11 protein-coding genes are annotated in these 13,435 nt (G+C 65.7%); 2 read left to right on the top strand and 9 right to left on the bottom strand.

All coding sequences use genetic code 11. The features are described from left to right. Positions 1-58 precede the first annotated feature (58 nt). The 7 genes from EAE28_RS05195 to EAE28_RS05165 all read right to left on the bottom strand — a co-directional run bounded on the left by EAE28_RS05195 (position 59) and on the right by EAE28_RS05165 (position 5,243). The gene (locus EAE28_RS05195) at positions 59-919 is read right to left on the bottom strand and encodes a DMT family transporter (protein WP_127104779.1); all 861 of its coding nucleotides are present in this window, start codon (positions 917-919) and stop codon (positions 59-61) included. Continuing rightward, complete coding sequence (rnc, locus tag EAE28_RS05190) at positions 916-1,611, bottom strand: ribonuclease III (protein ID WP_127104778.1); 696 nt, start codon at positions 1,609-1,611, stop codon at positions 916-918. The genes EAE28_RS05195 and rnc overlap by 4 nt, the downstream gene beginning before the upstream one ends. Further along, positions 1,611-2,399, bottom strand: coding sequence for a signal peptidase I (lepB, locus tag EAE28_RS05185; protein ID WP_246022280.1), 789 nt, complete (start codon positions 2,397-2,399; stop codon positions 1,611-1,613). The genes rnc and lepB (EAE28_RS05185) overlap by 1 nt, the downstream gene beginning before the upstream one ends. A gap of 99 nt (positions 2,400-2,498) precedes the next feature. After that, complete coding sequence (gene lepB, locus EAE28_RS05180) at positions 2,499-3,296, bottom strand: signal peptidase I (protein WP_127104777.1); 798 nt, start codon at positions 3,294-3,296, stop codon at positions 2,499-2,501. Between the two features lie 326 nt (positions 3,297-3,622). After that, entirely contained in the window at positions 3,623-3,916 is a 294-nt protein-coding gene (locus tag EAE28_RS05175) for a GNAT family N-acetyltransferase (RefSeq protein ID WP_127104776.1), read from the bottom strand. Next, positions 3,906-4,535 carry a CoA transferase subunit B gene (locus tag EAE28_RS05170; protein WP_127104775.1) on the bottom strand — a complete coding sequence of 210 codons (630 nt, stop codon included), beginning with the start codon at positions 4,533-4,535 and terminating at the stop codon, positions 3,906-3,908. The genes EAE28_RS05175 and EAE28_RS05170 overlap by 11 nt, the downstream gene beginning before the upstream one ends. 12 nt (positions 4,536-4,547) lie before the next feature. Continuing rightward, positions 4,548-5,243 (bottom strand): CoA transferase subunit A, encoded by a 696-nt coding sequence (locus tag EAE28_RS05165; protein ID WP_127104774.1) that lies wholly within the window; start codon positions 5,241-5,243, stop codon positions 4,548-4,550. Positions 5,244-5,390: 147 nt separating this feature from the next. Between EAE28_RS05165 and EAE28_RS05160 the strand changes: the two genes are divergently transcribed. Next, entirely contained in the window at positions 5,391-7,259 is a 1,869-nt protein-coding gene (locus EAE28_RS05160) for a phospholipase D-like domain-containing protein (RefSeq protein ID WP_164736553.1), read from the top strand. Positions 7,260-7,277: 18 nt separating this feature from the next. Here EAE28_RS05160 and topA read toward each other — a convergent pair whose 3' ends face one another. Beyond that, the gene (gene topA / locus EAE28_RS05155) at positions 7,278-9,917 is read right to left on the bottom strand and encodes a type I DNA topoisomerase (protein ID WP_127104772.1); all 2,640 of its coding nucleotides are present in this window, start codon (positions 9,915-9,917) and stop codon (positions 7,278-7,280) included. A 242-nt stretch (positions 9,918-10,159) separates the two neighbouring features. Then, a complete protein-coding gene (gene dprA / locus EAE28_RS05150) occupies positions 10,160-11,296 on the bottom strand; it encodes a DNA-processing protein DprA (RefSeq protein WP_127104771.1) in 1,137 nt (378 codons plus the stop codon). 429 nt (positions 11,297-11,725) lie between these two features. Here dprA and EAE28_RS05145 point away from each other — a divergent pair, with 429 nt between their 5' ends. Further along, positions 11,726-13,306, top strand: coding sequence for a 2-isopropylmalate synthase (locus tag EAE28_RS05145; protein ID WP_127104770.1), 1,581 nt, complete (start codon positions 11,726-11,728; stop codon positions 13,304-13,306). Positions 13,307-13,435: the final 129 nt, after the last annotated feature.

Raw genomic sequence — 13,435 nt, 5'->3', positions numbered from 1 at the left:
CTTGGCTGGTCAGCTGCGGGCCTTATACCATGCGCGGGCGCTGCGCCATACTGCTGCGTTAGCGTGGGCGGGAGCGCGCCAGCGTAAAAAGGCCCGATCCGACGATCAGCGCCGAGCCGAGCAGCATGATGCCGTCCGGTGTCTCGTCAAACAGCAGCGCGGCGAGGATCAGCGCGAAGACCAGCCGTGTGTAGCGGAATGGGGTGACGACCGAGACTTCGCCCGAGCGCATCGCCACGGTGAGCGAGGCATAGGCGATGCAGCCGAACACCGCCGCACCGGCGACGCGCAGCGCGGCCATCGGTTCGGGCAGCGCGAGGGGGGCGAGGGTGACCAGTTGCACGACCAGCCCGGCCACAGCCAGCGCGCCCATGCCCAGCACGCCGAGCTGCGCGTTGGTGACGCTGAGCGGTGCGGCGCGGGTGGCAAGGTCGCGCCCGGCAAAGCCAAGCATGCCCAGCACCGCGAACAGAGCCGCCGGGTCCAGCGCATCGCCGGTGGGCCGAAGTACCAGAAGCACGCCGCAGAGCCCCAGCGCGATGGCGACCCAGCGCCGCCAGCCGACGATCTCGCCAAACAGCCAGACCGCGCCTGCGACCACCACCAGCGGCGTCGCCTGCAGGATGGCCGAGGTCACGCCCAGCCCGGCAAAGGCCAGCGCCAGCGAGTAAAAGAGCCGCCCGCCGACCTCGATGCCGGAGCGGATCGCCAGCCCTTTGGTGATCCGTGGCATCGGCGCTTCGCCCCGGATCAGCGCGGCGATGGCGAAGATCGCCATGCCGAGCAGGCCAAAGCCCATCATCGCGCTGGGGGCGGGGATCAGCTGCGTGGCGGCTTTGAAAAATGCGTCCTCGGCCGAAAACGCGGCCATCGAGAGCACCATGAACAGCGCGCCGCGTCGGTTTCCGGCAGGGGTCATTCGGGGGCGACCTGCGCCAGCAGCTCGCGCGCCGCTGCCTGTTCTGCCGCGCGTTTGGACCCGGCGGTGGCGCTGGCGCTGGGGCCGTCCTGCAGCCGGGCCTCGATGGTGAACATCGGCGCGTGGGGCGGGCCTTCACGGCCGATTTCGGCATAGGTCGGCGGCGGGGTGCCGCGCGCCTGCGCCCATTCCTGCAGCGCGGTTTTGGGGTCGCGCGAATCGTCGTCGACATGCTCGATCTTGTCGTGCCAGTGGCGCAGGATCACCGCGCGCGCGGCCTCCAGCCCGGCGTCGAGGTAGACGGCGGCCAGCACCGCCTCCATCGCGTCGCCCAGCAGGGTTTCCTTGCGCCGTCCGCCCGAGAGCATCTCGGACCGGCCCAGCCGCAATACCGCGCCCAGATCAATCGCCCGCGCCACATCGGCGCAGGTTTCCTTGCGCACCAAAGCGTTAAAGCGCGGCGCAAGCTGGCCCTCGGTCGCCTGCCGGTCGGCGCGAAACAGCGTTTCCGACATCACCAGCCCCAGTACCCGGTCGCCGAGAAACTCCAGCCGCTGGTTATGGGGCCGCACGTTGGATCCAGCCGAGGCATGGGTGACCGAGCGGATCAGCAGCTCGGGCCGCTGGAAGACATGGCCGAGACGGTCAGCAAAGGCGACCAGTTCGGCCGAGAGTTTGGGGGCTTGGGCCATCAGTTCAACGCGTGAAAAAGGCGGTCGCTGCGCCAGGTCCAGAAGGCCAGGAGCGAGCTGCCCGCAGAGGAAAACAACACCCGGTCGGCGCGCCCGATCAGGTTCTCGAGGGGGACAAAGCCCACGCCACCCTGCGCCTGCTCAAAGCGCGAGTCGAGCGAGTTGTCGCGGTTGTCGCCCATGACGAAGACATGACCCGGCGGGACGGTGTAGGTGGTCGTGGTGTCGCCAAAGGCGCGGTCGGTGATGTTGAGCACCGGGTAGCTGACGCCGTTCGGCAGGGTCTCGATGCTGCGCGCTTTGAGACACGCGCCGCCCGCAACCGGGCGGTTCCGGCAACGCGGCTGGTGCCCGCCGGGGCCCTGCGGGGCGGCCGTTTCGACGAAGTCACCATCGGGGCGCTGCGGGACGGGCGTGCCGTTAAGCCAGATCTGGCCGCGACGCAGCTCGATTTGATCGCCGGGCAGGCCGATCAGGCGCTTGACGTAATCGTCGCCGCTGATGGGATGGTGAAAGACCACGATGTCGCCGCGCTCGGGCAGGGTTTCCCACAGGCGGCCCTCAAACGGGCACAGACCCATCGGGCAGGACCAGCGCGACCAGCCATAGGCGAATTTGTTGACGAAAAGGAAATCGCCGATGAGCAGGGTTTCCTTCATCGAGCCCGAGGGGATCCAGAAGGGCTGAAACAGCACGGTGCGGAAGAGACCGGCCAGCAAAAGAGCAAAGACGACGGTCTTGACCGTCTCCCACCATGCCCGTGCTCTGTGTATTTCGGTGTTGGCCACGGCGCCGCAGTCCCCTTGCGCCGCCCTTGTGACGGTTGGCGGCTTTCTGGGCAACCGGGGCGCGCGAGTCAAGCCACGCGCCCGGCGTGCCCGGTAGGATCAGTCGCCCAGATGCAGCGAGTGGAAGAACCGGTCGCTGCGCCAGGTCCAGAAGGCCAGCATGGAGGTGCCGGCGGATGAGAACATCACGCGGTCGGCACGGCCGATCAGGTTCTCGAAGGGCACGAAACCGACTCCGCCCGAGGCCTGCGCGAAGCGCGAGTCGACCGAGTTGTCGCGGTTGTCGCCCATGAAGAAGAAATGGCCTTCGGGGACGGTGAAGATGGGGGTGTTGTCGGCAAAGCCGTTGTCCTCGATGTTGAGGATCGTGTGGCTGACGCCGTTGGGCAGGGTCTCGATCTGGCGGCCTTTGAGGCACTCGCCGCCCTGACCGACAGGGGCATTTTCACAGCGCGGGTACTGGCCGGCCGAGCCCTGACGTTCATAGGTTTCGACGAAATCGCCGTCATCCTGCAGCTCAACGGCTTCGTCGTTGATATAAAGCACACCCTCGCGCACCTGAATGCGGTCGCCGGGAAGGCCGATCAGACGCTTGATCAGATCGTCGCCGCTGACCGGGTGGCGGAACACGACAATATCACCGCGCTCGGGGTCCGAGGCGAAGATGCGGCCCGTGATCGGGCACAGCGCGAAGGGGCAGGAATAGCGCGAGTAGCCATAGGCCCATTTGTTGACAAAGAGGAAATCGCCGATCAGCAGCGTTTCCTTCATCGAGCCCGAGGGGATCCAGAATGGCTGGAAAAACAGTGTCCGGAACACGCCGGCGATGAGCAGAGCCCAGACGACGGTCTTGACGGTTTCCCAGATGCCGTCGTTTTTCTCGGCTGCAGCGGCCATGTCGGCTCCTCGGGTTGATGCCCGGGGTTTCTGGCGCGGGGGCCGGGGGAAGTCAAGCTTGGGCGGGGCGGGGGAGGGGTTTCGCCCTTGGCCGAGACGGCTGTCGCCGCCGCGCCCTCGGGCGACCGGGCAGGGGGGCCTTGCCCCCCTCTGCGGCTGGCGCCGCATTCACCCCCCAGGATATTTAGAGACAGAAAATAAGGTTCCGTTAACCCTGTTTCATTTTCTGTCTCTAAATATCCACGGGGGGTTTCCAAAGGGGGGCGCGTGCGTCCCCCTTTGGCGAGGGGGTTCGGGGGGCGAGCAGCCCCCCGATGCCAACAGCCTCAGACCTGGAACACGTCCGCCCATTCCGGGTGTCGCTTGCGCTGGGCGTTCACGAAGGGGCAGAGCGGGATGATCTTGACCCCCTCGGCCCGCGCATCCGCGACCAGACGCTGCACCAGCGCCAGACCCGCGCCGGTGCCGCGAAAGCTGTCGGGGACGCCGGTATGATCTGCGATGATCAGGTGCGGTGTGGTGATCGAGTAGGTCAGTTCAGCCTCGTCACCCTCTTTGCGGATGACGTAGCGGCCCTTGGTCCCGGCCACTTCACGGGTGACGGTGTAATCAGTCGACAATCGTCGCCTCGGTCGCAGCGCGCAGCTCGGCCTCGGAAACACCGTCGGCGCATTCGACGATCTTCAGCCCACCCGGCACAACATCGAGCACGCCGAGGTTGGTGATGATCCGGTCGACCACCGCCTTGCCGGTCAGCGGCAGGGTGCAGTCCTTGAGCACCTTGGAATCACCATGCTTGGAGGTGTGATCCATCACCACGATCACCCGTTTCACCCCGGCGACGAGGTCCATGGCGCCGCCCATGCCCTTGACCAGCTTGCCCGGGATCATCCAGTTCGCCAGATCGCCGTTCTCGGCCACTTCCATCGCGCCCAGGATCGCCATGGCGATCTTGCCGCCGCGGATCATCGCAAAGGAGGTCGCGCTGTCGAAATAGGCGGTGTGCGGCAGGGCCGTCACCGTCTGTTTGCCTGCGTTGATCAGGTCGGGATCGACCTCATCCTCGGTCGGGAAAGGGCCGATGCCCAGCATTCCGTTTTCCGATTGCAGCGTCACTGTCATCCCCTCGGGGATGTAGTTGGCAACCAGAGTCGGGATGCCGATGCCGAGGTTGACGTACATGCCGTCTTTGAGTTCCAGCGCCGCGCGGGCGGCCATTTGATTGCGGTCCCAAGCCATGATCGTCTCTCCTCAAGCCGCGCGGGTGGTGCGTTGTTCGATGCGTTTCTCGTGCTCGCCCTGAATCAGGCGGTGCACATAGATGCCGGGCAGGTGGATATGGTCAGGGTCCAGCGTCCCGGCGGGCACAATCTCTTCAACCTCTAGCACGCAGATCTTGCCACAGGTCGCCGCAGGCGGGTTGAAGTTGCGCGCCGTCTTGCGGAACACGGCGTTGCCGGTCGTGTCGGCTTTCCAGGCTTTGACGATGGACAGATCCATCACCAGCCCGGTTTCGAGCACATAGGTCTCGCCGTTGAAATCCTTCAGCTCTTTGCCCTCGGCGATCACCGTGCCGACACCCGTCTTGGTGTAGAAGCCCGGGATGCCGGCACCACCGGCGCGCATGCGTTCGGCCAGCGTGCCCTGCGGGTTGAATTCCAGCTCCAGCTCGCCCGAGAGGTACTGGCGCATGAATTCCGCGTTCTCGCCGACATAGGACGAGATCATCTTCTTGACCTGCCGTGTGGTCAGCAACTGACCCAGACCAAAGCCGTCGACACCGGCGTTGTTCGACGCGACCGTCAGATCCTTCACGCCCGAATCGCGGATCGCCGCGATCAGCAGTTCGGGGATGCCGCACAGGCCAAAACCCCCGGCTGCGATGGTCATTCCATCGAACAGGATCCCGTCCAGCGCCTCTGCTGCCGAGCCAAAAATCTTTTGCATGCTATCCCCCGTGCTGATCGCCCCGCGTTTGTGACGCGGCACTGCGGCGAAGTCAATTGCACCGGCGGCGCTGCGCGGCTGTGCACGTCTGGGTCAAGTGTCATGGGCGTGTCTTGCGGATGTGCTGGGGGAGACTATTGTGCAGCCATGGTTTTCCGGCTGAATCGCCTGTTTTTGTCCCTGCTGATCGCGCTGTCTGCCTGTGCGGCGGCGCAGCGTGGCGTCCCTGCACCCGAGCAGGTACCTCTGGTCGCCGCGCCGGTGCAGGGACGCCACGCCATCACCGATCTTCCCTTGTTCGAGGCAGGCCCGTCCGACGGCCAGCATCGCGGCTATTTCAGTGCTGCGGGCGCGCGCGAGGTCTCGCTGCGCTTCATGGCGCATGGTCATATGGCGTACCGGGTCGTGGCCGTCTGCGATGCCCGCGCGCGGATTCAGCGTCGTGATGAGGGGGTTGGCGGGTCGGTCTGGGTTACCGCAGGCGTCCCCATCACGCTGCGCGTGCCACCCGGTGAGCGGTTGCGCAGCGGGTTGGAACTGGACCCGGCGACGCAGGCCTGCGACCTGACGGTGACGCCGGGCGGGCGACCCGGCTGGACGCTGCGTCTTGAGCGCGAGGATACTGCGCTGCCGGCCATCGCCGCGCTGGACGCACCGGTGCGCAGCTGCACCGGCGGCGGGGCGGATGCGCTGGAGCGGGCCTTTATGGACACCGGTGACCTGGCGGCGACCTGCCCGATGCCTGCCGGGCCGGTGACGATGCTGGCGGACGGGGCCGAGGCGCTGAACGCGCGGGTTGAGGCGCTGACCGGCAGCCGCCTGCCGCGCGAAGCGTTGATTGAGGGCGATCCGGCGGTGGCGCTGGATTACTCGAATGCCCCGGAACTGGACCTGATTTACGTCAACTACCTGAACATGAACGCGGATTTCGCGGGCTATCTGACCGCGCGGATGCTGGCCTGGCACGCTGCGCGCGGCACGGTGGTGCGCATTCTGGTGTCCGACGTGATGCTGACCGAAACCGACCGGCGGTTGTTTGAGGGGCTGGCCTCGCAGTACCCGACGGTGCAGGTGCAGCCCTACCGCATGCCCGCCGAGGCCGCGCGGGGCGTCGAAGGCCAGTTTGCGCGGCTGCATCGGGTGACGCATGTAAAGCTGTTTGCTACCATCGCGCGTCAACCGGGGCGCTCGGTCGCCATCGTTGGCGGGCGCAATATCCACGAGGGGTATTTCTTCCCCGAGCCGCGCGATCTGGACGATTTCCCCTTCCTGCATCAGTACAATCCCGAGCAGATGCGCCTGACCGGCGGGTTCACCGCCTATGAGGATTTCGAGCTGGCCCTGTATGGCGACGCTCAGGTGCGCGCAATCGTGCAGCAGATGGGCGCGCTGTGGAACCGCGACCGTGACACACAGGCGATGTGGCCCGCGCCGGTTCGGGCTGAAACGGTGCGCGCGCTGCCGGACCACGCGATGCGGCATCTGATTTCGGTGCCCTATGCCGATGGCGCTGCTCTGGACCGTTATTACGCCGGGCTGATTGACGCAGCGCAGCACCGGATCCGCATTGCCTCGCCCTATCTGAACCTGACACCGGCGATCAGCGCCGCGATGGAGCGCGCGCATGCGCGGGGCGTGAGCGTCGATGTGGTGGCGACGGTGCGGGTGCGCGAGGCGACGGATTTCATGGTGACGGGCCTGAACCGGCGCTTTGCCAACCGGCACGGCGATTGGGTGCGGTTCTTTGACTATGACCCGATGCCGCTTTTGCTGCACTCAAAGCTGATCGTCATCGACGACCGGCTGGTGCTGATCGGCTCGATCAACCTGAACCAGCGCAGTTTCTGGCATGATCTGGAAAACGGCGTGGCGATCCTTGATGCAGCTCTGGCGGCGCGGGTGGACCGGCTGATCCAGAGCTATATCGATCAGGGCGAGCGCGTGCCGCCGGGGCAGGAGCTGTCGCCCTGGATGCGGTTCTTCTCGCGTCTGGGGTTCATCGAGCGCGGGTTCTGAGGCCCGCGCCCGAAGGGATCATTCGTCGGCGTCAGTCGGCTTTGCCGCCTTTTTGGCCGCCGTTTTGGCCGGGGCCTTTTTCGCCGCCGGTTTCTTGGCGGCGGTCGTTTTAGCCGCCGTCGTTTTGGCTGCCGGTTTTGCGGCGGCTTTCTTGGCGGCGGGCTTCTTGGCTGCCGCTTTCTTGCCCTTGGGGCTGCTCGCCGCTTTGGCCGCGATCAGTTCCAGCGCCTGTTCCATCGTCACTGCCGCCGGGTCGATCTCTTTGGGCAGGGTCGCATTGACCTTTTCCCATTTGACATATGGCCCATAGCGACCGGGCATCACCTGCACCGGCCCGCCATCGGGGTGATCGCCCAGAACCTTGAGCGGTTCCGCCGCCGCGCCGCGACCGGGGCCGCGCGCCAGTTTGGCCGCCAGCACTTCCATCGCGCGGTTCATGCCGATGGTGAAGACCTCGTCCACTTCGGGCAGGTTGGCGTAGGTCTTGTTGTGCTTGACGTAGGGGCCAAAGCGGCCAATCGCGGATTCAATCGGCTCGCCATCCTCAGGATGCGCGCCGATCAGACGCGGCAGGCTGAGCAATTGCAGCGCCTTGTCCAGATCCATCGCCTCGACGTCCCAGCCCTTGGGCAGGCTTGAACGCGGGGGTTTGGGCACCTCTTCGGTCGCCTCGCCGCGCTGAACGTAAGGACCAAAGCGCCCGGTTTTCAGCCGGATTGCATCCTCGCCGTCAAAGCCCAGCACCTTGCCGTCGCCTGCCAGTTCCGCGTCGCCCTCATCGCCCGACAGCGGCCGGGTGTAGCGGCACTCGGGATAGTTGTTGCAGCCGATGAAGGCCCCGCCCGAGCGCGCGGTCTTCAGGTTGAGACGGCCCTTGCCGCAGGTCGGGCACAGGCGCGGATCGCTGCCATCCTCACGCGGCGGGTAGAGATGCGGCGACAGCACGTCGTCGATCTTTTCCAGCACCTCGGTGATGCGCAGATCGGCGGTTTCGGCCAAGGCGGCCGAGAAGTCACGCCAGAACCGGGCGAGCACATCCTTGTAATTCCGGCTGCCCGCCGAGATGTCGTCGAGCTGCTCTTCCAGATCGGCGGTGAAATCATATTCCAGATATTTGCGGAAATAGCTGGTCAGGAAGATCGTCACCAACCGGCCTTTATCCTCAGGCAGCAGGCGGTTCTTGTCCTTGCGCACATAGCCGCGATCCTGAATCGTCGTGACGATCGAGGCATAGGTGGACGGACGGCCAATGCCCAGCTCTTCCATCCGCTTGACCAAGGTGGCCTCGGTATAGCGGGCGGGGGGTTGGGTGAAATGCTGCTCGGGGTCGATGGCGCGTTTCTCGACGCTTTCGCCCTGTGCGAGCTGGGGAAGGCGGCCTTCGTCGTCGCCATCCTCGTCGCGGCCTTCTTCATAGACGCGCAGGAACCCGTCGAACAGCATGACCTGACCGGTAGCGCGCAGGCCGACCTGACCGTCTTTCGAGCCGATTTCAGCCGTGGTGCGCTCCATGCGGGCGGCTTCCATCTGGCAGGCGATGGTGCGCTTCCAGATCAGATCATAGAGACGGCGCTGATCGGATTCCGTCAGGCGGACCGACTCCGGGTCCGCGCTCATATCCGTCGGGCGGATACATTCGTGCGCTTCCTGCGCGTTCTTAGCCTTGTTCTTGTACAGCCGCGGGCTGGCCGGAACATACTCCTTGCCATAGCGCTTTTCGATCTCGGCCCGGGCGTCCTGCACGGCGCTGGGGTCCATGTCGATGCCGTCGGTCCGCATATAGGTGATGTGCCCGGCCTCATAGAGACGCTGGGCCGCCGACATGGTCTGCTTGGCACCCATGCCGAACTTGCGGCTGGCCTCTTGTTGCAGGGTCGAGGTCATGAAAGGCGCGGTCGGGTTGCGGCTGGCCGGTTTGGCCTCGACTGAGGTGACGGTGAGCGCGCGCGAGGTCACAGCCTGCACGGCCAGCTCGGCGGCGACCGAGTCGGCCAGATCGAACTTGTCCAGACGCTTGCCGGCCAGATTGGTCAGCCGGGCGGTGAACTCAGCACCGCGGGCGTTGGTCAACTGGGCGGTGACCGACCAGTATTCACGGGCGCGGAACGCCTCGATTTCCATCTCGCGCTCGACGATCAGGCGCAGGCAGACTGACTGCACCCGGCCCGCCGATTTCGCGCCGGGCAGTTTACGCCACAGGACCGGGCTGAGGTTGAAACCGACAAGGTAGTCCAGCGCGCGGCGGGCGAGATAGGCCTGTACCAGCGGCGCATCGACCTGACGCGGGTGCTTCATCGCCTCCAAAATCGCCGGTTTGGTGATCGCGTTGAAGGTGACGCGCGAGACGTTCTTGCCCTTGAGCTTCTTCTCCAGCGCCTGTTCCAGGTGCCACGAAATCGCTTCCCCTTCGCGGTCAGGGTCAGTCGCCAGAATCAGCGTGTCGTCGTCCTTGAGCGCATCGGTGATCGCCTTGATGTGCTTCTTGGAGTCGGTCGCGATCTCCCATTTCATGTCGAATTCGTGTTCGGTATCGACCGAGCCATCCTTGGGCGGCAGGTCACGAACATGGCCGAACGAGGCGAGAACCGTGAAGCCGGGGCCCAGGTACTTGTTGATCGTTTTGGCCTTGGCGGGGGACTCGACAACGACAACTGTCATGCAAACCTCTGATTACACTTGCCCTTTTGGCGCGGCGACCAGGGGGTGCCGCGCAGGGTGCGCCGCATAGATGGGGTTGAACGGGGGGGGATGTCAATTGAGCGGGTGATTTTGCTGCGCGGAACCCGGGCCTCGGGGGCATCGAGCCCCCTCGGCCCGGCGGGTTCCCACCCGCACCCGCCCGGGAGGGTTTTCCACCCTCCCGGACCCTCCCGGAGGATATTTGACGAGCAAAGAAACGCTCAGCGTCGGGCGAGCATGCCACCGGGCTGGCGCTGCACGCGACCGTCGAGTTCGAGGAACAGCAGGGCAGGCGCAACCACCTGTGCAGGCAGGGCGAGGTCGCGCAGGAGCTGGTCTTCGGCCACCGGCGAGGGGCCGAGCCGGTCGAGGATCAGGCGGTGCAGGGTGAGCGTGTCCGGCCAGTTTTGGGCGGTCGGGCCGGTTTTGGATTGCGGGGCGGGGGTTGGTGGATCGCGCTCAAGGCTGCCCTCTAGCGCGGCGAGGACATCGGCCGTGTCGCGTACCAGCGTCGCCCCCTCGCGGATCAAGAGGTTGCAGCCGGCGGCGCGGGCATCCATCGGGTGACCGGGCACCGCCAGCAGTTCTCGCCCCTGATCCAGCGCATCACGGGCGGTGATCAGGCTGCCCGAGCCCTCAGCCGCCTCAACGACGATGACCGCGCGCGACAGCCCGGCGATCAGCCGGTTGCGACGCGGGAAGTGGCGCGCTTGCGGGCGCAGGCCAAAGGGTTGTTCGGACAGCAAGAGGCCCTGATCGGCGATCGAGGCGGCGAGCATCTCGTTCTCGGCTGGGTAGATGACGTCCACGCCGCCCGCCATCACCGCGATGGTGCCGGTCTTGAGCGCGCCGCCATGGGCGGTGGTGTCGATGCCGCGGGCAAGGCCGGAGACCACAACGAAGCCATGATAGCCCAGCCCCTCAGCCAGTTTGCGCGCCATACGCCCGCCCAGGCTTGAGGCATTGCGGGCGCCGACGATGGCGACGGCGGGGCGGCCCAGCACGGCACCGCGCCCGCGTGCCCAAAGCACCGGCGGCGGGTCGGTCAGCGCGGCCAGCGGTAGGGGGTAATCGGGGGCACCAAGGAACAAGAGCCGCGCGCCTTTGCGCAGGCCCTGATCGATCTCGGCCTGAGCAGCGTCCAGCGGCTGCGCGGTATAGTCGTCAATCCCGGCGGCGCGCGCGATGCTCGGAAGCGCTGCCAGTGCAGCCTGCGCGCTGCCATGTTCGCCCATCAGGCGCTGAAACGTGCTGGGGCCAACGCGGCGCGAGCGAATGAGACGAAGCCACGACAGCCGGTCTTCTTCCGTGGTGGGTGGGGTGAAGGGTGTGGGAGAAGAAAGTGGTGTCCCGTCCATCGCAGCCTCGTCTCATTCGACTCTCAATCTGGGGGATAAGGGTTAACAGGACATGAAGATTTCCGGCCCCGCGCCCCTCTTTGCTCTGAAAATATCCTCCAGGAGGGTCTGGGAGGATGGAAAATCCTCCCAGCGCGGGGTGTGGGGGCTGGCCCCCACCCGGGCGCGCGGGGGCTCGATGCCCCTGCGCGCCCGGTCCCCGTCACTTCGCTCTTTTCTTTTCCGATCCCGGCCGTATAGTCCGCCCCATGGAACGCACGCGCCCCTTCATCATTGCCTCGCTGCCGGGTTTGCCCGTGGCCTGCGCGCGCCTGTGCGGTCTTCTGCTCCTTAGCGACCTCTGAGCGTGCCTTCGGGCGCGACCGCTCAGAGGTAGCCAGCGCCCGGACCCGCCGTTAAGGACACTCGCAGACAGCACGGAATTTCATCATGACCGATACGACCGACCAAACCCGCTCGAAACAAGACCGCGTTCTGATTTTTGACACCACCCTGCGTGATGGCGAACAATCGCCTGGCGCCACGATGAGCCACGACGAGAAGCTGGAAATCGCCGGCTTGCTGGACGAAATGGGCGTCGATGTGATCGAGGCCGGTTTCCCTATCGCCTCGGAGGGCGATTTCGCCGCCGTCAGCGAGATCGCGCGCCAGAGCCGCAACTCGACCATCTGCGGTCTGGCCCGCGCCAATTTCGCCGACATCGACCGTGCCTGGGAGGCGGTGAAACACGCCGCCAAGCCGCGCATTCACACCTTCATCGGCACCTCGCCGCTGCACCGCGACATCACCGCGCTCAATCAGGAAGAGATGATCGAGAAGATCGCCGCGACCGTCGCCCATGCCCGCAACCTGTGCGCTGATGTGCAATGGTCGCCGATGGACGCCACGCGGACCGAGCATGACTATCTGTGCCGCGTCGTGGAAACCGCGATCAAGGCGGGGGCCACCACGATCAACATCCCCGATACCGTCGGCTACACCGCGCCGCGTGAATCCGCGGACCTGATCCGCATGTTGCTGGAGCGCGTGCCGGGGGCCGACAACATCATCTTCGCCACGCATTGCCACAACGATCTGGGCATGGCGACGGCGAACTCGCTGGCGGCGGTCGAGGCGGGCGCGCGGCAGATCGAGTGCACGATCAACGGTCTGGGCGAGCGCGCGGGCAACACCGCGCTGGAAGAGGTGGTGATGGCGATGCGCGTGCGCAACGACATCATGCCGTATCAGACGCGCATCGACTCGACCAAGATCATGCATCTGAGCCGCCGGGTCAGTCAGGTCTCGGGCTTTGCCGTGCAGTACAACAAGGCTGTCGTCGGCAAGAACGCCTTCCTGCACGAATCCGGCATCCATCAGGATGGCGTGCTGAAGAACGTCCAGACCTTCGAGATCATGCGCCCTGAGGATATCGGCCTGACCGCGAAGAACATCGCCATGGGCAAGCATTCGGGCCGCGCCGCGCTGCGCGCCAAGATGGCTGAGCTGGGCTATGATCTGGGTGACAACCAGCTGAAAGACGTCTTCGTGCGCTTCAAGGCTTTGGCCGACCGCAAGAAAGAGGTCTATGACGACGATCTGGTGGCGTTGGTGGCCGATACGGCGGCCTCGGGCGGCGACGACCATCTGCAGATCAGGAAACTGCGCGTGGTCTGCGGCACCGAGGGTCCGCAAGAGGCCGAGCTGACCATGAGCGTCGGCGGCGAGGAGCATTACGTCGATGCCACCGGCGACGGCCCGGTCGATGCGGTGTTCAACGCGGTGAAGATGCTCTACCCGCATGATGCCAAGCTGGACCTGTATCAGGTGCAGGCGGTGACCGAAGGGACCGATGCGCAGGCCACGGTCTCGGTCCGGGTCAGCCGGGCGGGCATGGTGTTCACCGGGCAATCGGCGGATACCGACACGGTTGTCGCCTCGGCCAAGGCCTATGTGAATGCGCTCAACCGGATGCATGCGGGGCAGGGCCGGGCGAACAATTCGGCGCTGCAAACCTCGGCGGCGCACTGAGCCACCGGCGGGGGGCCGCTCAGGCCTCCCACCTTTGCGTGTTGTCCCCAGAATTGTCTTGACCGACCCCTCGGACAAGCCGATCCATAAGGCGTCGCGGGGGCCCCTAATCCCGCACCCATTCGTGAG

This window comes from Pararhodobacter zhoushanensis (assembly GCF_003990445.1).
GTDB classification, from domain to species: Bacteria; Pseudomonadota; Alphaproteobacteria; order Rhodobacterales; family Rhodobacteraceae; genus Pararhodobacter; species Pararhodobacter zhoushanensis.
Note: the sequence above shows the minus strand (reverse complement) of the source record. Positions and strands in the feature narration are given on the sequence as shown.